This window comes from Pseudomonas sp. SMV71 (assembly GCF_052042015.1).
Taxonomy (GTDB): Bacteria; Pseudomonadota; Gammaproteobacteria; order Pseudomonadales; family Pseudomonadaceae; genus Aquipseudomonas.
The window spans coordinates 23,901-47,413 of the sequence record NZ_JBKGGU010000002.1; the positions used below are offsets into that span (position 1 = coordinate 23,901).

Below are 23,513 nucleotides of genomic sequence, written 5' to 3' on the forward strand. Positions count from 1 at the left end.
CGGTGTTGGCGGTTCCGCTTGCTTTTACAAAACGCGGGGTACTGCACAAGTTTTGCGGTGATCTGTCGGGTGTCGCTGATGGCTCGTTTATAAAAAAAATAATCAGGGTTGCGGGCTCCTTGTCAAACCTGTTGCTCCTAAAGGCCTTGTTGCAACGCCGGGTCGTCGGGATTGAGTTGTTCGAGCTGCGCCAGCAGGATCTGCACATTCTGCAGCTGCCCGGTTTCCTTCCAGTAATTGATCAAGAGCACCCGCGCCTTGCGGTCAGCGGGGTAGCGCTGGACGATCTCCTGAAGCTGTTTCTGCGCCGCTTCCACTTCCTGCTCGGCATGCAGGGTTGTCGCCAGGTCATAACGGTATTGTCGGTTCTGCGGTTCGAGTTCCACGGCCTTGGACAGACCGAGCAGCGCAAACTCGCTCTGGCCATGGTGCAGCAGCCACATGCCCAATGCATGTTGCAGATAAGCCGACTCCGGCTGGGTTTGCAACTGCCGGGCGAGTAACTGGCGTGCGGCTTCGCCTTGGCCCTGCTTGTCGAGCACCTCGATCTGCATGACCAGTGCCGGCAGGTTGTCCGGTTGCAGCTTCAGGGCTTGTTCCAGCGCTTGTTGGGCTTTCTTCAGCTCGGCGTTGTGCAGATGCAGACGGGCGAGTTGGTAGTGGTTTTCAGCGCTCGGCGGGGCGTCTTCCAATACCTGCTCCCAGGTATCGATCGCCAGCTGCATCGCTCCGAAGTACAGCCCAAGGTCATCGGGTGACAAGCCCAGCAGGGCGTTCACGGCGGCGAAACGTACGCTTTGGTCGTCGTCATCCAGAAGCGGGCCGATCAACAGCGCACGCTGGCCCGTCGGTACCAGCCCGACGATGCTGGTGATGGCGGCTCGACGCACATCAGGCGATTCGTGGTGCAGGTCTGCATCGGCCAGTTTCAAGGCCTGGGGGCTTGGGTAGTTGGGCAGTTCGGCATGCAGCCGCACGCGGCGCTTGGGTGAGATGTCCGGGCGGCCCAGTTGCTGATACAACACCCGCGCTGCACCGGGCTGGCCGTTGCGCGCCTGTTCCAGCGCCTCGCTGTAGCCACGCTTGATCGCCTCGGGGATTTGCGGTGTGGTGCTGCGTAGCCAGATCGCGACGACACTGATCGCTAGCAGGATCGAAAGGCTGAGAATCAGGTAGCGACGAGGCGAAAGCATGCAGGAAATCCATGACCAGAAGCGTGAAGTCACGCAAGCTTCGACCAGGCCGGGGCTTGAGTCAAACCTTGAAAGTATCTGTACACCTGTGGGAGCGAGCTTGCTCGCGATGGCGGTGGGTCAGTCACTGAAGGTGTCGGCTGGTAGGGCCTGATCGCGAGCAGGCTCCCACAGGGGGCAGCAGGCAAAAAAAGCCCCGCGGCCGAATGAGACGCGGGGCAAACAATTGGTTGGTTGCGGCCAACCAAAGGAGCTCGGTTGGGGGAGGGTGGGTCAGTTGCTGGCGACGGTTTCCGGCTTCCAGCCGCCACCCAGCGCTTTGTAGATCGCCACGATGCCGCGGTACAGGTCGACTTCGGCCTGGGCCTGGCTGTCTTCGGCGGCCAGGCGTTCGCGCTGGGCGTCGAGCAGCACGAGGAAATCCACGGTGCCTTCGCGGTAGCGAATCTCGGCCAGGTCGGCGGCGGCGCGGCTCGATTCGCTCTGGCGGATCAGCGAGATCAACCGTTGCTGACGTTTGCCATAGTCACTGAAGGCGTTTTCCGATTCTTCCAACGCCAGCAACACTTGCTGCTCGTAGGTCGCCAGGGCGCCATCCGCCTCGGCATTGGCACCGCGCAAGCGGGCTCGGACGCTGCCCAGGTCGAAGGCTGCCCAGGTAATGCTCGGGCCCAGCGCCCAGGCATTGGCCGCCGAGGAACCGATCTGCGAACCACGCCCGGCGGTGAAGCCCAGGAAGCCGCTCAAGCTGACCCGCGGGAACAGGTCGGCTTTGGCCACGCCTATCCGTGCTGTCGCGGCCGCCAGTTGCCGTTCGGCACTGAGAATGTCCGGACGGCGTTGCAGCAGCTCACCCGGATCGCCGATAGGCAAGGCCTTGGCAATGGCCGGCAGTGCTTTAGGGCTCAGGTCCACGCTCAGTCTGTCCGGACGCTCACCCAGCAACGTGGCAATGCGGTTACGCTGGCGCACCTGCTCGGCCTGCAACTGCGGCACGCTGGCTTCTACCGAGGCCAGGCGTGCATCGGCGCGAACCACATCCAGTTGATCGCCGACGCCGGCGTCGCGCAGGCTTTCGGTGATCTTGCGCGAATCCTGCTGGTTCTTCAGGTTCGCCAGGGCGATTTTTTCCCGCAGTTGCGCACCGCGCAGTTGACCGTAGGCGTCCACCAGTTCAGCGATCATCGTCACTTGTAATTGGTAAAGATCGGCCTCGGCTGCCTGCTGATCGGCGTCGGTGGCTTCCAGGTTGCGCTGGATGCGTCCGAACAGGTCCAGCTCCCAGGCCATGTCCAGGCCCAGGTCGTAACGCTCGGTGTTGACCCGGTCGTCGTTCTGGCCCATCGGATTCTGGCCCTTGCCCAGTTCGCTGCTGGCACGACTGGTGATGGTCGGCATGGCGTCATTGCTGGCGTCATCGCGAATCGCCCGGGCTGCCCGCAGACGGGCAAAGGCTACGCGCAACTCGCGGTTGCCCTCCAGCGAACGGGTCACCAACGCATTGAGCGTCGGATCGTCGAACTGCTGCCACCACACGCCTTCGAAACGGGCCCGGTCGAAATTCTTCTGGCCGGCGGCACCGTCGGCGGCGGTGGTGATATTCGCCGCCTCCGTTTGCGGTGCCTTGTAGTCCGGGCCTACTGCACAAGCGCTTAAGGCCAGTACCAGAAGGCTCGGCACGAACGCTTTCAAACTCATTGTTGCGCCTCCAGTTTCAAAGCCCGGGCCGCTTTGCGGGCCTCACTGCGTTCGACGAAGTTACGGATCAGCACATAGAACACCGGTGTCAGCAGCAGACCGAAGAAGGTCACCCCGAGCATCCCGGAGAACACTGCCACGCCCATGGCATGACGCATTTCGGCACCGGCACCGCTAGAGAACACCAGGGGCACCACGCCCATGATGAACGCGAAGGAGGTCATCAGGATCGGCCGCAGACGCAGGCGGCAGGCTTCCAGGACCGCTGCCAGCGGGTTCAGGCCTTCGAGCTGTTTATCCTTGGCGAACTCGACGATCAGGATCGCGTTCTTACAGGCAAGTCCCACCAGTACGATCAGGCCGATCTGGGTGAAGATGTTGTTGTCGCTACCGGACAGAATCACCCCGGTGATCGCCGACAGCAGGGTCATCGGTACGATCAGGATGACCGCCAGCGGCAAGCTCCAGCTTTCGTACTGCGCCGCCAGTACCAGGAATGCCAGCAGCACACAGAGCGGGAACACGAACAGCGCGGTGTTGCCGGACAAAATCTGCTGGTAGGTCAGGTCGGTCCATTCGTAGGTCATGCCGTTGGGCAGTTCTTCCTTGAGCAGTTTCTCGATGGCTTTCTCCGCCTGGCCGGAGCTGTAGCCCGGGGCGGCGGCGCCGTTGATCTCGGCGGTGATGAAGCCGTTGTAGTGCATTACGCGATCCGGCCCGGAGGTGTCACTGACCTTGATGAAGGTCGCCAGCGGGATCATCTCGCCACGGTTGTTGCGCACCTTGAGCTGGCCGATCTGGTCCGATTCGAGGCGGAACTGTTGCTCGGCCTGGACGTTGACCTGATAAGTGCGGCCAAAGCGGTTGAAGTCGTTGGCATACAACGAACCCAGGTAGATCTGCAGGGTGTCGAAGATGTCGCTGACGGCCACGCCGTGGGTCTTGGCTTTCTCACGGTCGATGGCGGCATCGACCTGCGGCACGTTCACCGTATAGCTGGTGAACAGTCCGGCCAGTTCCGGCACGCTGCGGCTCTTGGTGATGATGTTCATGGTTTCTTTATATAGCTCGTCGTAGCCCAGGTTGCCCCGGTCCTCGATCTGCAGGCGGAAACCACCAATCGTGCCCAAGCCCTGTACCGGCGGCGGCGGGAAGATCGCCATGTAGGCTTCCTGGATCTGCGAGTACTGGCCGTTCAAGGCCCCGGCGATGGCGCCGGCCGATTGGCTCGGGTCCTTGCGCTCGTCGAAAGGCTTGAGGGTCACGAAGACGATGCCGGCGTTCGGGCTGTTGGTGAAGCCGTTGATCGACAGGCCCGGGAACGCCACGGCGCTTTCAACGCCCGGTTGCTTGAGAGCCAGGTCGGACATGCGCTTGATCACGTCTTCGGTGCGGTCCAGGCTCGCGGCGTCCGGCAGTTGTGCAAAGGCCACCAGGTATTGCTTGTCCTGGCCAGGTACGAACCCGGTCGGCGTGGTGGAGAAGCCGAAGAAGGTCAACACCATCAGTCCTGCGTAGACGAACAGGGCGATGCCGCTGCTGCGGATCACACGGGCAACCGTGCCGACATAGCCATGACTGGCGCGTTCGAAGAAACGGTTGAACGGACGGAACAGCCAACCACCGAGGATCCGGTCCAGGAACCGCGAGAAACGGTCCTTGGGCGCATCGTGGCCTTTGAGCAACACAGCGGCCAGGGCAGGGGACAGGGTCAGGGAGTTGATCGCCGAGATCACCGTGGAAATCGCGATGGTCAAGGCAAACTGCTTGTAGAACTGCCCGGTCAAGCCGCTGATGAAGGCCGCCGGTACGAACACGGCGCACAGCACCAGGGCGGTGGCGATGATCGGCCCGGTGACTTCGCCCATCGCCTTTTTGGTGGCTTCCACCGGGACCAGTCCCAGCTCGATGTTGCGCTCGACGTTCTCCACCACCACGATGGCGTCGTCCACCACGATACCAATGGCTAACACCAACCCGAAGAGCGAGAGGGCGTTGAGTGAGAAGCCGAACAGGTGCATCACCGCGAACGTACCGATCAGCGAGACCGGCACTGCCACCAGTGGGATGATCGAGGCGCGCCAGGTTTGCAGGAACAGGATTACCACCAGCACCACGAGGATCAGCGCTTCGAACAGGGTGTGGACCACCGCTTCGATCGAGCCGCGCACGAAGATCGTCGGGTCATAGACGATGCTGTAGTCCATGCCGGCCGGGAAGCCTTTCTTCAGCTCATCCATCTTGGCGCGAACGTCATTGGAGATCTGGATGGCGTTGGAACCCGGGCGTTGGAAGATCGGGATCGCCACCGCCGGCTGGTTGTCCAGCAGCGAGCGCAGGGCATATTGGCTCGATCCCAACTCGACCCGGGCGATGTCCTTCAGGCGCGTGATTTCGCCGTTGGCACCGGAGCGGATGATGATGTTCTCGAACTCTTCTTCATTGACCAGGCGACCCTGGGTGTTGATCGACAGCTGGAACGCCTGGGCATTCGGCGCTGGGGGCGCACCCAGCGCACCGGCCGCGACCTGGCGGTTCTGCTCGCGGATAGCCGTGACCACGTCGGTGGCGGTCAGGTTGCGCGAAGCGGTCTTGTTCGGATCCAGCCAGACCCGCAGGGAGTAGTCGCCCATGCCGAACAGTTGCACATCACCCACGCCGCCCAGGCGCGCCAGCTCATCCTTGATGTTGAGCAGGGCGTAGTTGGACAGGTAGAGCATGTCGTAGCGTTTGTCCGGCGAGGTCAAGTGCACGACCATGGTCAGGTCGGGCGAGGCCTTGTCCACCGTGATACCGATCCGGGTCACTTCTTCCGGCAGCTTGGGCTCGGTGCGGGTGACGCGGTTCTGCACCTGCACTTGGGCGTTGTCCAGGTCGGTGCCCAGGGCGAAGGTGATGGTCAGGGTGATCTTGCCGTCAGCGGTGGATTGCGAGGACATGTACAGCATGTTCTCGACGCCGGTGATGGCCTGTTCCAGGGGCGCGGCCACGGTTTCGCCGATGACCTTGGGGTTGGCGCCGGGGAAGTTGGCGCGCACGACCACGGTCGGCGGTACGACTTCCGGGTATTCGCTGATCGGTAGCTGGAACAGTGAAATGGCGCCGGCGATCAGGATCAGCAGCGAGAGCACCGCTGCGAAGATCGGCCGCGAAATGAAGAACTGGGAAAATTTCATCTTGGATTCAGTCCCTTAACCGCGTGGGGTCGCAGCGGCCAGTTTGCCTGCCGAGCTCGACGCTGCCTTGGAAGGCGCGACTTGCGGCAGGTTGCTGGCTTCGAGCGCTTTGCGTTGTTGTGCCAGGGCCGCGAGGGTCTCTTCGCTGGCCATTGGAACCGTCTCAGGCGTGACCGGCGAACCAGGACGCGCCCGTTGCAGTCCCTTGACGATGATGGTGTCGTCCTTGTTCAAGCCGCTACGCACGATGCGCAGGCCTTCGATCTTCGGCCCGAGCTCGACGGCGCGGTAGGCCGGCTTGTTCTCGGCGTCCATTACCAGCACGAATTTCTTGCCCAGGTCGGTGCCCACCGCTTCGTCGTTGATCAGCACGGCGGAGTAGGTGCCGCTGCCCACCAGCTTCAGGCGAGCGTACAAGCCTGGGGTGTAGGCGCCGTCCTTGTTGTCGAACACGGCGCGACCGCGAATGGTGCCGGTCTGCGGATTGACCTGGTTGTCGATGAAGTTCATCTGGCCCAGGTGTGGGTTGCCGTCTTCGTTGGACAGGCCCATGTACACCGGCGTGGCCTGGCCGCGCTGGCCCTGGCGGGCGAGTTGGGTGTACTTGAGGAAGACCCGCTCGTCGGCGTCGAAGTAGGCGTAGACCTTGTCGGTGGAGACCACGCTGGTGAGCGTCGTGGTGTCGGCGGTCACCAGGTTGCCGGCGGTGATTTGCGCGCGACTGACGCGACCGCTGATAGGCGAGGTGACGCGGGTGAAGCTCAGGTTCAGCTTGGCCAGGTCCAGTTGCGCCTGGATCGCGGCGACGGCAGCACGGGCTTCCTGGGCGGCGGTGGTGCGCGAGTCGGCCAGTTCGGCGGAAATGGCATTGCTCTGACGCAGGCGCTCGCCGCGCTGGGCTTCGTTCTCGCTGCGAGTCGCGGTGGCACGGGCCTGGGCCAACTGCGCTTCCAGGCGACGGACTTCAGCCTGGAACGGGCGTGGGTCGATCTGGAACAGCAGGTCGCCTTTCTTGACCAATGCACCTTCGGTAAAGGCCACTTCGTCGATCTGCCCCGACACGCGAGGACGGATCTCGACGGTTTCCGGGGCTTCGAGACGACCGGTGAACTCATCCCATTCGTTGACTGGCTGCTCCAGCACTTTGGCCACGCTGACTTTGGCTGGCGGCATCGAGGCGGCGGTGTCTGGGGTCTTGCCGCAGGCGCTCATCACCAGCACCGCCAGCAGCGCGAGGGGAAAACGCAGTTTTGAGAGTGACTGTTGTGGAAGTGAATGGTCCATGGATAGCATCCGCCAATGTATTGAGAATGGGCGGATGATGCGTGGCGCGAAGCGGCGGAACGAATCGAATGAAACAAAGGTAACTATCATCCGGAATGATATAAGCCATCGACGAGCCCGCATGAGGAGGAGCTTTTGTTAGGGGGCTATCAATCAGATTGATGATTTGAGTATGACCGCCATCATTACTGAGCCCCTTCATTCCGACAAATAAAGGTCACGGATGCGTTTGACCGAGCCATCCTTGCGAAGCGACTCAACCGCCTCGCGCAGGTCCTCGACCATTTTCGCGGAGCACTGCCTGGAGCAAGCCAGGTACAGGTCGGCGTTACTGCCCACCGGGCTCATCAGCAGCTTGCGTTTGGACACCTTCGGCCAGATGTAGCGGCTTTCCGGGACGCCGTTGAACCAGGCATCGAAGCGGCCCATCAGGAGCATCTGCGCCGGATTGTCTCCGATTGCCAGTGGGTAGATCTGCTCATCGCTGAACCCTTGGGTGCGCAGGATTTCTTCTTGGGCACTGCCCAGACCGACGCCGATCTTGCGAAAGCTGTCTTTTGCCTGGGCAAAACTGTCCACTTGCCGGTCGAGGCTGAAGAAGGCGCGCTCCATGGGCATGATCGAGGCGATCCAGGTGAAGTGGTCTTCACGCCCGGGTATGCGCGACAGCGGGGTGATCAGATGGTCATGGTCTTCACTCACATGTTTCTGGGCCCTGGCCCAGGGAAGCACGTGGATCTTCACGGTATACCCAGCCCTGGTCATGGCTGCCACCGCGACATCACCGACGATGCCATGCCCTCGGGGATCATCGACAAACGTCAAGGGGGGCGCGTCGAGGATGTGCAGCTCAACGACTGGCGCTTCAGCGTTCGCCCCATGGGCCGCCAGCAGCGCCAGCAACAGAAAAAGCCGGCGAAGCCCTTTAGTGGCGAAATGCAAAACGCGAGTGGTCGGGCTCATGGACGATACTTCCGGCATTGAAAGTGATGTGCCGATCCGTGCATACGGGCGCCGGATACAACGTCTACAGGCCGGTTTCTTATATGAAGCAGCGATCCGGCCGGATCCGCTGCAACGGCACCATCCTGTCACGTCAATATCGTCGCCCTGGCTTTCTGGGGGATTCTGAAGGTATAGATCATTTGCCAGGCGCAAGCGTCGAATTCGGATAGGCAGCGGCAGGCCCGGTGGATCGATATGCGTTCGGTTTCCATCCAGGCCGCTGCGCTCGATAGCGCCTCCGCGGGCAGAAGCTCTACAAACCATGGCCAAACCAGTCAGCCAACTTGAAGGCTTTGACCATTGCCGCGCATCTGCTTCGGCGCGAGTATTTCCCAGCTGTTTACGGTGCCCTCAACCAATAACAAGTAAAAGGGATTCTGGTCATGCGCGACTATTCGTCCGTCATCTCGCAGTTCGATTACCTGAACACCGTCACTGCCGCGCTGCACGGCTCGCTCGAAGCGCTCAATGCCTGCGTCGAGTGTTGCGACCGGCATGCGCTGCCCGGGCGTATCGCCTTGTTCTGGGAGGGCCGGGACGGCAGCGACGCGATCTGGACTTATCGTGAGTTGCAGGACAACGCCGCACGCTTCGCCAATTTCCTGCGTGCCCAAGGCGTGGGCAAGGGCGACAGGGTCGCCGGTCTGTTGCCGCGCACGGCCGAGTTGCTGATCGTGGTACTCGCTACCTGGCGCATCGGTGCGGTGTATCAACCTTTGTTCACAGCCTTCGGACCCAAGGCCATCGAGCATCGCCTGGGCAGCTCCGGGGCGCGGCTGGTGGTCACCGATGCGGTCAACCGCTCCAAACTCGACGACGTTGCCGGTTGCCCGGCCGTCGTGACCGTCGCTGGTGAAAAAGGCCAGGGCATCGTGCGTGGTGACTACAGTTTCTGGGCTGAAGTGACGAATCACGAGGCCCGTTGCGAACCGGTGATGCTGACCGGCGAGGACCCGTTCCTGCTGATGTTCACCTCCGGCACCACCGGACCTGCCAAGGCGCTGTCGGTGCCGCTCAAGGCCATCGTTGCGTTTCAGAGCTACATCCGTGACGCCGTGGACCTGCGTCCCGAGGATGCGTTCTGGAACGTCGCCGACCCGGGTTGGGCCTATGGCATCTATTTTGGCGTGACCGGGCCGCTGGCAATGGGGCATCCCATCACCTTCTACGATGGCCCGTTCACCCTGGAAAGCACCTGCCGGGTGATCAACAAATACGGCATCACCAATCTGACCGGCTCACCCACGGCGTATCGCTTGCTGATTGCCGGCGGTGAGCCGTTCGCCCGGTCGATCAAGGGCAAGTTGCGCATTGTCAGCAGCGCCGGTGAACCGTTGAACCCGGAAGTGATCCGCTGGTTTGCCGACAACCTGGATGTGGTGATCCACGATCACTACGGCCAGACCGAGCTGGGCATGGTGCTGTGCAACCACCACGGGCTGGAGCATCCGGTGCACTTGGGCGCGGCCGGTTTCGCTTCGCCAGGTCATCGGATCGTGGTGCTGGACGAACATCATCGGGAATTGGGCGTAGGCCAACCGGGCATTCTCGCGGTGGATCGCAGCCAGTCACCGATGTGCTGGTTTGCCGGCTACGAAGGTGGACCGACCAAGGCGTTCGTGGGCGATTACTACCTGAGCGGCGATACCGTGGAGCTCAATCCGGACGGCAGTATCAGCTTCGTCGGTCGCAGCGATGATGTAATCACCACCTCAGGCTATCGCGTCGGCCCGTTCGACGTGGAAAGCGCGTTGATCGAGCATCCGGCGGTGGTCGAGGCGGCAGTGATCGGCAAGCCCGATCCGGAGCGTACCGAGCTGGTGAAGGCCTTTGTGGTGCTCAGCGCCCTTTACCGCGACTCGCCGCAGTTGGCTGAAGAGTTGCGTTTGTACGTGCGCAAGCGCCTGGCCGCCCATGCTTATCCCCGGGAAATTGAATTTGTCAGTGATTTGCCCAAGACCCCGAGCGGCAAATTGCAGCGCTTTATCTTGCGCAACCAGGAAATCGCCAAGGCGCAAGAGGCCTCGGCTTACAAAGCTTCAGCTTGAACCCAAGGAAATCATCATGCAGATCGACAACAGAATTTTTCTCGTCAGCGGCGGCGCTTCGGGCCTCGGTGCGGCCACCGGTGAAATGCTGGTCAAGGCCGGTGCCAAGGTCATGTTGCTGGACCTTAACGCCGAAGCCGTGGCCGCCCAGGCGCAGCGCCTCGGCTGCCATAGCGTAGTGGCGGATATCAGCAACGAGGCGGCGGCCGAAGCGGCGATCAAGGCGACGGTCGAGGCGTTCGGCGGCCTGAATGGCCTGGTGAACTGCGCCGGCATCGTGCGTGGCGAGAAGATCCTTGGCAAAAACGGCCCCCATGCCCTGGCCAGCTTCAGCCAGGTGATCAACGTCAACCTGATCGGCAGTTTCAACCTGTTGCGCCTGGCGGCGGCGGCCATTGCCGAAACCGAGGCCAACGCCGACGGCGAACGTGGTGTCATCATCAATACCGCGTCGGTGGCGGCGTTCGACGGCCAGATCGGGCAGGCCGCCTATTCGGCGTCCAAAGGCGCCATCGCCAGCCTGACCTTGCCAGCGGCCCGGGAACTGGCCCGCCATGGCATCCGTGTAATGACCATCGCCCCCGGCATCTTCGAAACCCCGATGATGGCCGGCATGACGCCTGAAGTGCGCGATTCCCTGGCCGCCGGCGTGCCGTTCCCGCCGCGTCTGGGCAAGCCTGACGAATATGCGGCGCTGGTCCGGCATATTATTGAAAACAGCATGCTCAACGGCGAGGTGATCCGTCTCGACGGTGCCTTGCGCATGGCCGCTAAATGAAGGAGGACTCATCCATGTCCCACGATCCGATTGTCATTGTCAGCGCCGTCCGTACCCCCATGGGCGGTTTCCAGGGGGAACTCAAGAGCCTTACCGCCCCGCAACTGGGGGCCGCCGCTATCAAGGCAGCGGTAGAGCGTGCCGGTATCGGCGCCGGTTCAGTTGAAGAGGTACTGTTCGGTTGTGTGCTCGCGGCCGGGCAGGGCCAGGCCCCGGCGCGTCAGGCTGCTCTGGGGGCGGGCCTGGATAAATCGACCCGCTGCACCACCCTCAACAAGATGTGCGGATCGGGCATGGAAGCGGCGATCCTCGCCCATGACATGCTCGTTGCCGGCAGCGCCGAAGTGGTGGTGGCGGGCGGCATGGAAAGCATGTCAAACGCCCCGTACCTGCTCGATCGTGCCCGCGCCGGTTTGCGCATGGGCCACGGCAAGGTGCTGGATCATATGTTCCTGGACGGCCTCGAAGATGCTTATGACAAGGGCCGCCTGATGGGCACCTTTGCCGAGGACTGTGCCCAGGCCAATGGCTTGGGCCGCGAAGCCCAGGATGCCTTTGCCATTGCATCCACCACCCGCGCTCAGAAGGCCATCGAGGACGGCAGTTTCGACGCTGAGATCGTGCCGTTGCAGGTCATGGTCGGTAAGGAACAGGTGATCGTGCGCCACGACGAACAGCCGCCCAAGGCTCGGATCGACAAGATCGCCTCCCTCAAGCCTGCCTTCCGTGAAGGCGGTACGGTGACCGCAGCTAACTCCAGCTCCATTTCCGATGGTGCCGCTGCGCTGGTACTGATGCGCCAGAGCCACGCCACCGAGCGCGGTCTGAAACCCTTGGCGGTGATCCACGGTCACGCGGCCTTTGCCGACACGCCGAGCCTGTTTCCCACCGCACCGGTCGGGGCCGTGAAAAAGCTCATGCAAAAGACCGGTTGGTCATTGGATGAGGTCGATCTGTTCGAGGTCAACGAAGCGTTCGCGGTGGTTGGCCTGGTGACCATGGGCAAGCTGGAAATCCCCCACGACAAGGTCAACATTCACGGCGGCGCGTGCGCCTTGGGCCACCCGATCGGTGCATCCGGCGCCCGGATTCTGGTGACGCTGCTCTCGGCCTTGCGCCAGAAAGGTCTCAAGCGCGGCGTCGCGGCGATTTGCATCGGCGGCGGCGAAGCCACGGCCATGGCTGTCGAATGCCTGTATTAAGGACTCACCATGCTTGCAACTGAAGAACAGACGCAAATCAGCGAAGCGGCCCGGCAATTCGCCCAGGAACGCTTGAAACCGTTCGCCGCCGAGTGGGACCGCGAGCACCGTTTCCCCAAGGAGGCGATTGCCGAAATGGGCGAGCTGGGTTTTTTCGGCATGCTCGTGCCGGAGCAGTGGGGCGGTTGCGACACCGGCTACCTGGCCTACGCCATGGCTCTGGAAGAAATCGCCGCGGGCGATGGGGCGTGCTCGACCATCATGAGTGTGCACAACTCGGTGGGCTGTGTGCCGATCCTCAAGTTCGGCAACGATGAGCAAAAAGCCCGGTTCCTCACGCCCCTGGCCAGCGGCGCGATGCTTGGTGCCTTCGCCCTGACCGAACCCCAGGCCGGTTCCGACGCCAGCAGCCTAAAGACCCGTGCCCGGCGGGAGGGCGAACATTACGTGCTCAACGGCTGCAAGCAGTTCATCACCTCGGGGCAGAATGCCGGTGTGGTGATTGTGTTTGCCGTCACGGATCCAGGTGCCGGCAAGCGTGGCATCAGTGCCTTCATCGTGCCGACCGATTCACCGGGCTACAGTGTGGCCCGGGTTGAGGACAAACTCGGCCAGCACGCTTCCGACACGTGTCAGATCCTCTTCGAGGATGTGAAGGTGCCGGTAGCCAATCGGCTCGGCGAGGAGGGCGAGGGCTACAGAATCGCTCTGGCCAACCTGGAGGGCGGACGAGTCGGCATCGCGGCGCAATCGGTGGGCATGGCCCGTGCGGCGTTCGAGGCGGCCCGGGACTACGCCCGTGAGCGGGAAAGTTTCGGCAAGGCGATCATCGAGCATCAGGCGGTGGCGTTCCGCCTGGCGGACATGGCGACGCAGATCGCCGTGGCCCGGCAAATGGTGCATTACGCCGCCGCCCTGCGAGACAACGGCCAGCCGGCGCTGGTGGAAGCCTCCATGGCGAAACTGTTCGCCTCGGAAATGGCCGAAAAGGTCTGTTCCATGGCGTTGCAAACGTTGGGCGGATACGGTTATCTCAATGACTTCCCGCTGGAGCGTATCTACCGCGACGTGCGGGTCTGCCAGATCTACGAAGGCACCAGCGATATCCAGCGCATGGTCATCTCGCGCAATCTTTGAACAGGAGTCCTCATGAGTTACGAAACGATTTTATTGGAGATCAAGGAACGCGTCGGGCTGATTACCCTGAACCGGCCCCAGGCACTGAATGCCTTGAACGCTCAGATCGTCAGCGAGTTGAACCAGGCGCTGGACAGCCTGGAGGCCGATCCGAAGATTGGTTGCATCGTGCTGACTGGCTCGAAAAAGGCTTTCGCAGCCGGTGCCGACATCAAGGAAATGGCCGAGCTGACCTATCCGCGGATTTATCTGGATGATTTGTTCAGCGACAGCGATCGCGTGGCCAACCGCCGCAAACCGATCATTGCGGCGGTGAACGGCTTCGCCTTGGGCGGTGGCTGTGAACTGGCCTTGATGTGCGATTTCATCCTGGCGGGCGACAATGCCAAGTTCGGCCAGCCGGAGATCAACCTCGGCGTGCTCCCAGGCATGGGCGGCACCCAGCGCCTGACGCGGGCGGTGGGCAAGGCCAAGGCCATGGAAATGTGCCTGACCGGGCGCTTCATCGACGCGGTGGAGGCCGAGCGTTGCGGCATCGTGGCGCGGATCGTACCGGCGGATGAGCTGTTGGACGACGCGCTGAAAACCGCGGCGCTGATTGCCTCCAAATCGGTGCCGATCAGCATGATGGTCAAGGAAAGCGTCAACCGCGCCTTTGAAGTTAGCCTGTCCGAAGGCGTGCGTTTCGAACGTCGGGTGTTCCACGCAGCGTTTGCCACGCAAGATCAGAAAGAGGGCATGGCCGCATTCGTGGCCAAGCGTTCGCCTGAGTTCCAGGACAAGTAACCCGGCTCTTCACTGACGCCATCGCGAGCGAGCTCGCTCCCACATTGGATTTGAGGTGCGAGCTGCATTTATGCACGACACAGAACCTGTGGGAGCGAGTCTGCTCGCGATGAGGCCGGTTCGCTCAACATCTCATTGACTGATACACCGCCATCGCGAGCAAGCCCGCTCCCACATTGGTCCTGGGGTGCACAGTGCATTTGTGCACGAAACAGAACCTCTGGAAGTGGGCTTGCTCGCGATGCGTTTCAAGCCATCACACCAGGTAGTGCTTGAGCTCCCGGGCGATGACCATGCGCTGGATCTCGCTCGATCCTTCGTAGATCTGAGTGATCCGCGCATCGCGATAGTAGCGCTCCACCGGGTAGTCCTCCAGGTAACCGTACCCGCCATGGATCTGGATGGCCGAGGAGCAGACCTTCTCGGCCATTTCCGAGGCGAACAGCTTGGCCTGGGAGGCTTCGGACAGGCACGGCTTGCCGGCGCTGCGCAGCCGGGCGGCGTGAAGGATGAGCAAGCGGGTGGCGTTCAGGCGGGTGTGCATGTCGGCCAGCAGGTTGGCGATGCTCTGGTGCTCGTTGATCGGTTTGTCGAACTGCACCCGGTCCCGCGAGTAGGCCAGCGCCGCTTCGAATGCGGCACGGGCAATGCCCAGGGCCTGGGCGGCGATGCCGATGCGGCCGCCTTCCAGGTTGGACAGCGCAATCGCCAGGCCTTTGCCTCGCGCGCCCAGCAGATTGGCTTCGGGAATGCAGCAGTTGGTCAGGGTTACCGCGCAGGTGTCCGAGGCGCGGATGCCCATCTTGTGTTCGGTGCGATCAACGATGAAACCCGGTGTATCGGTGGGCACCAGGAACGCCGAAATACCTTTCTTGCCCAGCTCCGGATCGGTCACCGCAAATACGATCGCCAGCTTCGCTCGCTTGCCGTTGCTGACGAACTGCTTGGCACCGTTGATGACCCACTGACCGTCCCGCAGTTCGGCACGGGTGCGCAGGTTGTGCGCTTCGGAACCGGCCTGGGGCTCGGTCAGGCAGAAACAGCCAATCGCCTGGCCACTGGCGAGATCCGCCAGCCAGGTCTGTTTCTGTTCATCGGTGCCATAGTTGAGCACCGGACCGCAGCCCACCGAGTTGTGAATGCTCATCAGCGCCCCGGTAGCGCCATCTCCTGCGGAAATTTCTTCCACCGCCAAGGCATAGGCGACGTAGTCGACATAGGTGCCGCCCCATTCTTCCGGCACCACCATGCCCAGCAGCCCCAGGTCGCCCATCTTTGCCACCAGGCTGTCATCTATCCAGCCGGCCTTTTCCCAAGTCTGGGCGTGGGGCGCGATTTCACCGCGGGCGAAGTCCCGGGCCATGTCGCGGATCATTATCTGTTCTTCGGTCAGTTCGAGGTCTTGCATGGTTCAGTTCCCGTGGTCGTCGAAGCCGTCGAAGAAGCTCGCCACATGGCCGGCGTCCAGCGCCTCCAGGGTAGGCGGGTTCCAGCGCGGGTTCTTGTCTTTATCGATCAGCAAGGCGCGTACACCTTCGATCAGGTCGCCGCGTTCGAACCATTGCCGGTCCAGGTGCAGCTCCAGGGCAAAACAGTGTTCCAGGCTCAGGTGCCGGCCACGACGCAACATCTCCAGTGTCACGGCCATGGCCAGCGGGGAACGGGTTCGCAGCAGGTCAGCGGTCTTGAGCGCCCATTCGTGGCTGTCGGCAACCGTGACCTGGCGCAACTGCTCGATGATGCTCGGAAGGTCGGGCAGGGCGAAGAAGTGATCGATGGCCGGGCGCAGGTCGGCCAGCGGCGGTTCGGGAAGTTGCTGGACGCCCAGTTTCGCCAGTAGGCCTTGCAGGTCCTTGAGCGGCGTGTCGTGCCATTGCAGTCGGTCGAGACGCTCATCCAACTGCTGGAGTTTGTCACTGTCCACGTACCAGTCGGCCAGGCCGCAATACAGCGCGTCGGCGGCGCGGATCTGCACGCCGCTGACGCCCAGGTAGATACCCAGTTCACCGGGCACCCTGGGTAAAAAGTAGCTGCCTCCCACATCCGGGAAGTAGCCGATACCCACTTCCGGCATGCCCAGGCGGCTGCGCTCGGTCACCACTCGCAAGTCGGCGCCTTGCACCAGGCCCATGCCGCCGCCCAGTACGAAGCCGTCCATCAGGGCGAGGACGGGTTTGCGGTAGTGGTGGATCGTCAGGTCGAGGGCGTATTCCTCGACGAAGAACGCCTCGTGCAGCGTGTCACCTTGAAGGTGGCTGTCGTACAGCGAACGGATGTCTCCGCCGGCGCAGAACGCCTTGTCGCCGGCTCCCCGCAGGACCACCGCGTGGATCTGCGGATCGAGCGCCCAGGCATCGAGTTGCCGCTGCAGGCTGCGCACCATGCCCAGCGTGAGAGCATTGAGACCGGCGGGGCGGTTCAGGGTCAGATGGCCGATGTGATTGCGGATGTCGACCAACACTTCGTAGCCCACGGTTTCGACCGTTCCAGAGGCTTGGGATGAAACCTGAGCAGTCATCGCTAACTCCCTGCTTTTATTGTTTTTTATCAATGGTGATCGCGCCTGTACGGCCGTGATCGTACCAGTGCAAATTTGCACTGCACAACCAGCATACATGCAGGTCCTTTCTGCATATTTATAGCAGCCACAGGATCAACCGCGACTCGAAAGTACCTCCGCGATGCTGCGACGCTTGGCATAGCGCTCGCTGGTGTGGATCAACTGCTCGAGATCTTCAGGCGTCACGTCGAAAAACGCCTCCATCTCCGCCAAGGCCAGTTTCAAGTCTTGAGCGGTGATCGCCTGGCGATCGACGGGAGGGTGGTCGGCCGGAATGACGGCCACCGGCTCGCTGGCACGCTTTGGATAACGCACCCGGGTCAGGTTGTTGTAGGCCAGGGCGAAGGCGAGCAGGCCGGTGCCGGCCAGCAGGGTGGCGCCGACGGCCAGCCAGTCCAGGGCAATAATGGACGGATCCGCCAGCACCATGGTCGCCGCAACGGCGCCTGCCGGCGGATGCAGGCAGCGCAGCCAGCACATCAATATCAGTGCCATGCCGGCGGCCAGGCAGGCGCTGCCCAGCGTGCGGCCCAGCACGTGGGCCACCAGCACCGCCACGACGGAGGCGCACAGGTAGCCGCCGAAAATCGACCAGGGTTGGGCGAGGGCGCCCGACGAGACGGCGAACAGCAGCACCGCCGAGGCGCCAAGAGGACCGATCAGGTGTTGGGCCACCTCCAGGCCGAATACCTGGCTGCACAGCCAGACACCGAACATTGTCCCTAGCGCCATGCCGATGGCAGCGCGACTCCATTCAGTGGGACGGGTATTGATTGCAGCGGGAATCCAGCGAGAAAACATTAAGCGCTTATCCAAAAAACGAACAAAAAAAGGGGCTTACGGGAGAATCCCTGAAAGCCCTTTAAGTGTTCCAACAGTTGGGGGAGGAACGGCGACAGTTTGCCGATCCGCCACTTGGCTTACAAATTCATATTAATGCTGTTTGAGTGCATTAATTTTGCAGTAAGCCGCTCACGCGCTTCGGGCCGGATACCAGGCTTGTTGAGCGATCGGCAAGTTGCACGATTGCCCCCGGCCCATCGGGAAGTACATGAATCCCATGGCCGCCATGCGTTCCGGGTCATAGAGGTTGCGACCGTCGAATATGACCGCAGCCTTGAGCCGCTCGTGCATCAGGTTGAAATCCGGCGCCTTGAAGGCCTGCCATTCAGTGCAGATGACCAGCGCATCGGCCCCCGGCAACACCGATTCCGGCGTGCCCATCAGAATCAGCCGCGACTCATTGGGGTAGAGTCGTTGCGTCTGCTGCATCGCCTCCGGGTCGAAGGCCCGGACGCTGGCACCCGCCGCCCAGAGTGATTCCAGGAGCGTACGGCTTGGTGCATCGCGCATGTCATCGGTGTTCGGCTTGAAGGCCAGGCCCCACAGGGCGAAGGTCTTGCCGCGCAGATCGCCCTTGTAAAACGCGTTGATGCGTTCAAAAAGTTTGTTTTTCTGCCGTCGGTTGATCAATTCAACAGCCTGCAACAAGTCACTGGAGCAATGGGCCTGTTCGGCGGTATGAATGAGGGCGCGCATGTCCTTGGGAAAGCATGAGCCGCCGTAACCGCAGCCTGGATAAATGAAGTGATAGCCGATGCGTGAATCGGCGCCGATACCCAGGCGCACCGACTCGATATCGGCCCCCAGATGCTCGGCCAACTCGGCGATCTGGTTGATGAAGCTGATCTTGGTCGCCAGCATCCCATTGGCGGCGTACTTGGTCAGCTCGGCACTGCGCACGTCCATGAAAAGGACCCGGTCGTGATTGCGATTGAAGGGCGCGTACAGGTCGCGCATGGTTTCGCGCACTTCATCGCGCTCGCAGCCAATCACGATGCGATCCGGACGACGGCAATCGGCGACCGCCGAACCCTCCTTGAGAAATTCGGGATTGGACACGATATCGAACTGCAGCAGGCGACTGGCCTTGAGCAGGTGTTTATCGATATGCGCCCGCAAGATGTCGCCGGTGCCCACCGGCACGGTGGATTTCTCCACCACGATAATCGGTTGCTCGCGGTAGCGGGCAATGGCTTCACCCACGGCCAGGACCTGCCGCAGATCGGCCGATCCGTCGTCCCTGGACGGCGTACCGACGGCGATAAACAGGACCGGACCATGCTGCACGGCCAGTCGCTCGTCGCTGGTGAAATGCAGGCGCCCGGCCTCCAGCCCTTCCCGTACCAGCGCTGCCAACCCCGGTTCGAAAATGCTCACCTGGCCTTGGCGCAGGCTTTCGACCTTGTGCTCGTCTACATCCATGCACACCACGTCGTGGCCCACCTCGGCCAACACGGCGGCTTGCACCAACCCCACGTAACCACTTCCGAATACACTGATTTTCATGGCGGACTCCCTGGATCATCCCGTGCGGGCGGACATGCACAACCAGCCGTTCGCCGCGTGTGCTCGCGCCAGAGTAGGCCGGGGATATTTCAGTTCACTTACAGTGAGCCGGTGCCGTGGGCGCCGGCGGCAGGTGCGGCGCAGATCGCCGAGTGGCCGGATGAGGAAAGGAATGCCTGGAGAAGGCAAATCAACCTGCGTCCACACCGTACCTGGCCGGCAGCTCCGCGACGAACTCATCCACCACATCCCGGGCCAGCCCTACGATGTCCTCCACCCGTTCCATGCCGGCACCCGTGCGCCAGCTGGCGACGATGTCCATCACCGCGGGCAGCGGCACGCCCTCCAGCAGTTTCAAGGTGCCTTGGGCCAACTCGCCGTGGACCAGCGCTGCGGGCATGGCGCCGATGCCGAAACCATCGCGAACCAGACGGGTGATGGCCGATGCGGAGTTCACACAGTTGATGCGTGGCGAAACGATGTTGGCCGAGTGCAACAGATTGAGAATGTCCTGGTGGGGGCGCGAGTTGCGTGAGAACGTGACGATCCTTTCCTGGGACAGGTCGTCCAGCGACGCGTATCGCCGGTCATAGAGCGAGCCGGTGCGTACCACCCAATGCATCGGATAGCGCGCCAGCAGCGCGTTGCGCACGCTGTCCAGGCGCAGGGTGTCGGTCTGGAAAACGATGTCCTGGTAACCCTTCTCCAGCTGTGAGCACAGGTTGCTCGCGGTATCGGCCGACAGCTCGATTTCCAGCGCCGGGTAGCGCTCCATCAGGCGGGTAACCAGGGAGCTGAGCCAGGTGTGGATCACCGTGTCCATTGCCCCGATGCGAATCCGTCCGCGCACCTGACGCGGGTCCTTGATCACGGCTTTCATGCTTTGCATGGTGTCCATGATGCGCTCGGCGTATTCCAGCACCCGCTGTCCTTCGGCGGTCAGCGACACGCCTTTGGAATCACGCACGAACAAGCGCACGCCCATTTCATCTTCCAATGCCGCGATGCGGCTGGAAATGGAGGCCTGGGTGGTGAACAGTTTTTCGGCGGTGAGGCGAAAGCTCCTCAGTCGTGCAACCCAGACGAAGGTTTCCAGAAACTTGATGTTCATTGTTAGGGCTCCTTGGCGCTTTCAGGGACATATCGGACCTGTGGCGAGGGCGCTTGCTCCCGCTGAGTGCGAAGCGCTCACAAACAAGGTCTGCTGCGCAGCCCAGCGGGAGCAAGCTCCCTCGCCACAGTGACTCGACGCCAGCCTTCTCGCTGCTACTGTAGCTCGGGGGGAGTCGGGGTCGCCACGAACTGGACCACCTCGCGAAGCTCCCGCAAATCCGGCATCCCGCCAACCACCGCTTCAGCGCCGCACCACGGATAGTCCAGCCGCGATGCCCAAGCCATGATTACCGGCACGTCATTCGCCGGCAGGGTCTTCATGTGCTCGATGGTGATCGTCAGGTGCTCGGTCAGTCGCGATCGCGGATTGAACTGCCAATCGTATAGCCCACAACCGACGCGGGCTTCGCCGCTCTGTTTGTCGGACATTGCCACCAGCCATTTGCACTGGAAGGTCGTGGCGTTTGCCGGTGGCGGGGCATCCACGCAGAACGTGTACACGTTCTCGAATGCCTGCCCGAAGCGGCTGACCAGCACCTCGCCAATGGCCATGCGGCCTTCGACATGACCGGGAAACGAGATCGAGCCTGTGCGCACGACCATGTCCAGAATGGCCTCTGCGGTAAATGCGTGAGCCAGCAGGTGCGGACGGTTACCGTCCTTGGCGCGTATGTACTGTTCGACGGCTTGCTGCGCGGTGGTCATGGTGATCCCTTGAGGTCTGGAACCCGATCGAAGCCTACAGGTCATTGTTCCACAAGTCGGTCACCAGCATGCAGCCTGGGGCATGGGTGATGCACAGCGGTGGACGGGAGGCCTGGACCACCGATTGAGGCGTCACGCCACAGGCCCAGAATACGGGGATCTCGTCCGCCCGGATTGGCACGGCATCACCGTAGTCCGGGTTGTCCAGGGAGTCGATGCCGATCAGCGACGGATTGCCAATGTGCACCGGCGCCCCGTGGACGTTGGGCATGCGCCCGGTAATCTGGACCGCCCGGATGGCATCGGCGGCTTTCATCGGCCGCATGCTCACCACCAGCTTGCCGGATAGGCGAGCGGTGGGGCGGGTGTCGATGTCGGTGCGATACATCGCGACATTGCGCCCCAGCTCAATGTGCCGCAGGCGAATGCCGGCTTCCAGCAGGGGTTGCTCGAATGAGAACGAGCAGCCGATGGCGAAGGCCACCAGGTCGTCTTGCCAGAGCGACGCGATGTCCACCGGCTCCGCGCTCAATTCACCATGGCGATAGACCCGGTACCGGGGCACTTCGTGGCGGATGTCGATGGCAGCCCCGAGGTTGCGAAAAAACGGATCGCCTGGCTCGGTCACGTCGAGTAAGGGGCAGGCTTGACGGTTGAGGGCGCAATAACGCAGGAATTCGTTGGCCCAATCCTGGGGCAGGATCACGATGTTGGCCTGCACCCGGCCCTGGCCCAGACCGCTGGTGTGCCCCTGGTATCGACCGGTGGCGATGTATTGGCGCAACGCTGCCGGGTCGTACGCTTGCAGTTGTTCGAAGGGCATGGCCTCGAAGGGAATGGCTTGTTGATTCATCGACGTTTCTCCACGGTTTTGCCGACGCTTTTTTGTTTGCTTGTACCCTAATGACCCCAGGCTGCGACGTCTAACAAGGAAATCTGTTGGCCCTCACAATAAAAAGTTATGCAACGGGCAGGGGTGCAATTGTCGCTCCAGATCGCCCCTACGCTCGCATCAGATTTTCTTATGCCCGACCCCGCTTTTTTCCCGTTTGACGCTGTCGGACCACGACCGGAAGAATCCGACCCCACGGTACGGGACACCGCACCGAGCCCCAACGGCAACGTCTTCACACAACACGTCTTCACACAACAATAAGGTGGCGTGCGCAACGCTCTAAAGCGTGTCCGTTCGCGCCCATAAAAAAGGAGCACGCATGCGACAGCTAACATCTTCCCCTTGTGTTTTCACTCCCGTCGGCACGCTGCTGGGTTTGAGTCTGATGGTCGCGCCCAACGCCCATGCCGAGTTCATCGCCGACAGTAAAGCCACCCTGGAAGCACGCAATTTTTACTTCAATCGCGATTTCCGTCAGGAAGGTGCACGGGACAAGGCTGAAGAGTGGGCCCAAGGGTTCCTGTTACGGATGGAATCGGGCTACACCACTGGCACCGTGGGCTTCGGTCTCGATGCCTTGGGCATGGCCGGTTTCAAGCTCGATTCCGGCGGCGGCACGGCGGGCACCAATCTGCTGCCGCCCGACCTGTCTGGCGGCTCGCAGGATCAGTACAGCGAACTGGGCCTGACCGCCAAGGTACGGATCTCCAACAGCACGCTGAAACTGGGTACGCTGCAAATCAAGGATCCGGTGGTGAGTTCCAACGACACGCGCCTGCTGCCTGCCACGTTCAGGGGCGGCTTGCTGAACGTACAGGAGGTCGACCGACTGAAGCTCACTGCCGGGCAATTCACCCAGATCAACGTGGTTGACTCCACGGACTATCAGGACTTCACCGCTAACCGCATCGGTGGCAGCAGCGACAGGTTCCAGTTTGCCGGTGGTGACTACCAGTTCCTGCCCAACCTGACGGCGCAGTACCGCTACGGCCAGTTGGAAAACATCTACCAGCAGAACTACCTGGGATTCGTACACACCCTGGACCTGGGTGCTGGCCAGTCACTCAAAAGCGACGTTCGCTATTCGCGCAGTACCGAGGACGGCAACTTCCGTGACCTCGACAACCAGGCGTTCGGCGCATTGTTCACTTACAGCGTCGCCGGTCATGGGCTAGGCCTGGGCTACCAGCGTATGAGCGGCGACGACCCGTTTCCCTATATCGGACGCAGCGATCCGTACCTGGTCAACTTCGTCCAGATCGGCGACTTCGCCAACGTTGACGAGCGCTCGTGGCAAGCGCGCTACGACTACAATTTCACCGCCCTTGGCCTGCCTGGGCTGACCTTCATGACCCGCTACATTTCCGGTGACAACGTGCAACGTACGGCACCGGGAGAAGGTAAGGAGTGGGAGCGCAACACGGACATTGCCTATGTGGTGCAGGACGGGACGTTCAAGGGGCTGGGGGTGAAATGGCGCAACGCGTCGGTGCGTTCGAACTTCGGGAATGATCTGGATGAGAACCGATTGATCGTGAGTTATACGCTCGGGCTTTGGTAACCGGGGGGGGCAAACGTGGGTGC

18 protein-coding genes are annotated in these 23,513 nt (G+C 61.9%); 6 read left to right on the forward strand and 12 right to left on the reverse strand.

Going from position 1 to position 23,513, the window contains the following annotated elements; genetic code table 11:
* Positions 1-137 precede the first annotated feature (137 nt).
* The 5 genes from ACLEJQ_RS02030 to ACLEJQ_RS02050 form a co-directional block, all read right to left on the reverse strand.
* Positions 138-1,193 carry a tetratricopeptide repeat protein gene (locus tag ACLEJQ_RS02030; RefSeq protein ID WP_440791685.1) on the reverse strand — a complete coding sequence of 352 codons (1,056 nt, stop codon included), beginning with the start codon at positions 1,191-1,193 and terminating at the stop codon, positions 138-140.
* A 273-nt stretch (positions 1,194-1,466) separates the two neighbouring features.
* Positions 1,467-2,891: an efflux transporter outer membrane subunit gene (locus ACLEJQ_RS02035; RefSeq protein WP_440791687.1), complete on the reverse strand. Its 1,425-nt coding sequence runs from the start codon at positions 2,889-2,891 to the stop codon at positions 1,467-1,469.
* Positions 2,888-6,067: an efflux RND transporter permease subunit gene (locus tag ACLEJQ_RS02040; RefSeq protein ID WP_440791689.1), complete on the reverse strand. Its 3,180-nt coding sequence runs from the start codon at positions 6,065-6,067 to the stop codon at positions 2,888-2,890. The genes ACLEJQ_RS02035 and ACLEJQ_RS02040 overlap by 4 nt, the downstream gene beginning before the upstream one ends.
* A gap of 15 nt (positions 6,068-6,082) precedes the next feature.
* Positions 6,083-7,351, reverse strand: a complete 1,269-nt coding sequence (gene mexE / locus ACLEJQ_RS02045; protein WP_440791691.1) for a multidrug efflux RND transporter periplasmic adaptor subunit MexE — start codon at positions 7,349-7,351, stop codon at positions 6,083-6,085.
* Positions 7,352-7,549: 198 nt separating this feature from the next.
* Positions 7,550-8,314, reverse strand: a complete 765-nt coding sequence (locus ACLEJQ_RS02050; RefSeq protein WP_440791693.1) for a substrate-binding periplasmic protein — start codon at positions 8,312-8,314, stop codon at positions 7,550-7,552.
* A 425-nt stretch (positions 8,315-8,739) separates the two neighbouring features.
* Here ACLEJQ_RS02050 and ACLEJQ_RS02055 point away from each other — a divergent pair, with 425 nt between their 5' ends.
* The 5 genes from ACLEJQ_RS02055 to ACLEJQ_RS02075 are packed head-to-tail and all read left to right on the forward strand — an operon-like array spanning position 8,740 to position 14,307.
* Positions 8,740-10,404 carry an AMP-binding protein gene (locus tag ACLEJQ_RS02055; protein WP_440791694.1) on the forward strand — a complete coding sequence of 555 codons (1,665 nt, stop codon included), beginning with the start codon at positions 8,740-8,742 and terminating at the stop codon, positions 10,402-10,404.
* A gap of 16 nt (positions 10,405-10,420) precedes the next feature.
* Positions 10,421-11,182, forward strand: a complete 762-nt coding sequence (locus ACLEJQ_RS02060; RefSeq protein ID WP_440791696.1) for an SDR family NAD(P)-dependent oxidoreductase — start codon at positions 10,421-10,423, stop codon at positions 11,180-11,182.
* A gap of 14 nt (positions 11,183-11,196) precedes the next feature.
* Positions 11,197-12,384 carry an acetyl-CoA C-acyltransferase gene (locus ACLEJQ_RS02065; RefSeq protein ID WP_440791698.1) on the forward strand — a complete coding sequence of 396 codons (1,188 nt, stop codon included), beginning with the start codon at positions 11,197-11,199 and terminating at the stop codon, positions 12,382-12,384.
* A 9-nt stretch (positions 12,385-12,393) separates the two neighbouring features.
* On the forward strand, positions 12,394-13,521 hold the full coding sequence (locus tag ACLEJQ_RS02070) for an acyl-CoA dehydrogenase (RefSeq protein WP_440791699.1): 1,128 nt from the start codon (positions 12,394-12,396) through the stop codon (positions 13,519-13,521).
* A 12-nt stretch (positions 13,522-13,533) separates the two neighbouring features.
* Entirely contained in the window at positions 13,534-14,307 is a 774-nt protein-coding gene (locus ACLEJQ_RS02075; protein ID WP_440791701.1) for an enoyl-CoA hydratase, read from the forward strand.
* A 256-nt stretch (positions 14,308-14,563) separates the two neighbouring features.
* Here the strand turns inward: ACLEJQ_RS02075 and ACLEJQ_RS02080 are convergent, their stop codons facing one another.
* From ACLEJQ_RS02080 to ACLEJQ_RS02110, 7 genes are all read right to left on the reverse strand, one after another.
* Complete coding sequence (locus ACLEJQ_RS02080) at positions 14,564-15,715, reverse strand: acyl-CoA dehydrogenase family protein (RefSeq protein ID WP_440791703.1); 1,152 nt, start codon at positions 15,713-15,715, stop codon at positions 14,564-14,566.
* Positions 15,716-15,718: 3 nt separating this feature from the next.
* Complete coding sequence (locus ACLEJQ_RS02085) at positions 15,719-16,825, reverse strand: enoyl-CoA hydratase/isomerase family protein (protein WP_440791705.1); 1,107 nt, start codon at positions 16,823-16,825, stop codon at positions 15,719-15,721.
* A 135-nt stretch (positions 16,826-16,960) separates the two neighbouring features.
* A complete protein-coding gene (locus ACLEJQ_RS02090) occupies positions 16,961-17,668 on the reverse strand; it encodes an HPP family protein (protein WP_440791707.1) in 708 nt (235 codons plus the stop codon).
* Between the two features lie 171 nt (positions 17,669-17,839).
* Positions 17,840-19,216: a UDP-glucose dehydrogenase family protein gene (locus ACLEJQ_RS02095; RefSeq protein ID WP_440791709.1), complete on the reverse strand. Its 1,377-nt coding sequence runs from the start codon at positions 19,214-19,216 to the stop codon at positions 17,840-17,842.
* A gap of 190 nt (positions 19,217-19,406) precedes the next feature.
* Positions 19,407-20,327, reverse strand: coding sequence for a LysR family transcriptional regulator (locus ACLEJQ_RS02100; RefSeq protein WP_440791711.1), 921 nt, complete (start codon positions 20,325-20,327; stop codon positions 19,407-19,409).
* 155 nt (positions 20,328-20,482) lie between these two features.
* Positions 20,483-21,034, reverse strand: a complete 552-nt coding sequence (locus tag ACLEJQ_RS02105) for a hypothetical protein (RefSeq protein WP_440791713.1) — start codon at positions 21,032-21,034, stop codon at positions 20,483-20,485.
* A gap of 34 nt (positions 21,035-21,068) precedes the next feature.
* Positions 21,069-21,887: a putative hydro-lyase gene (locus ACLEJQ_RS02110; protein ID WP_440791715.1), complete on the reverse strand. Its 819-nt coding sequence runs from the start codon at positions 21,885-21,887 to the stop codon at positions 21,069-21,071.
* A gap of 361 nt (positions 21,888-22,248) precedes the next feature.
* Between ACLEJQ_RS02110 and ACLEJQ_RS02115 the strand changes: the two genes are divergently transcribed.
* Positions 22,249-23,490, forward strand: a complete 1,242-nt coding sequence (locus ACLEJQ_RS02115) for an OprD family porin (protein WP_440791717.1) — start codon at positions 22,249-22,251, stop codon at positions 23,488-23,490.
* Positions 23,491-23,513 lie beyond the last annotated feature (23 nt).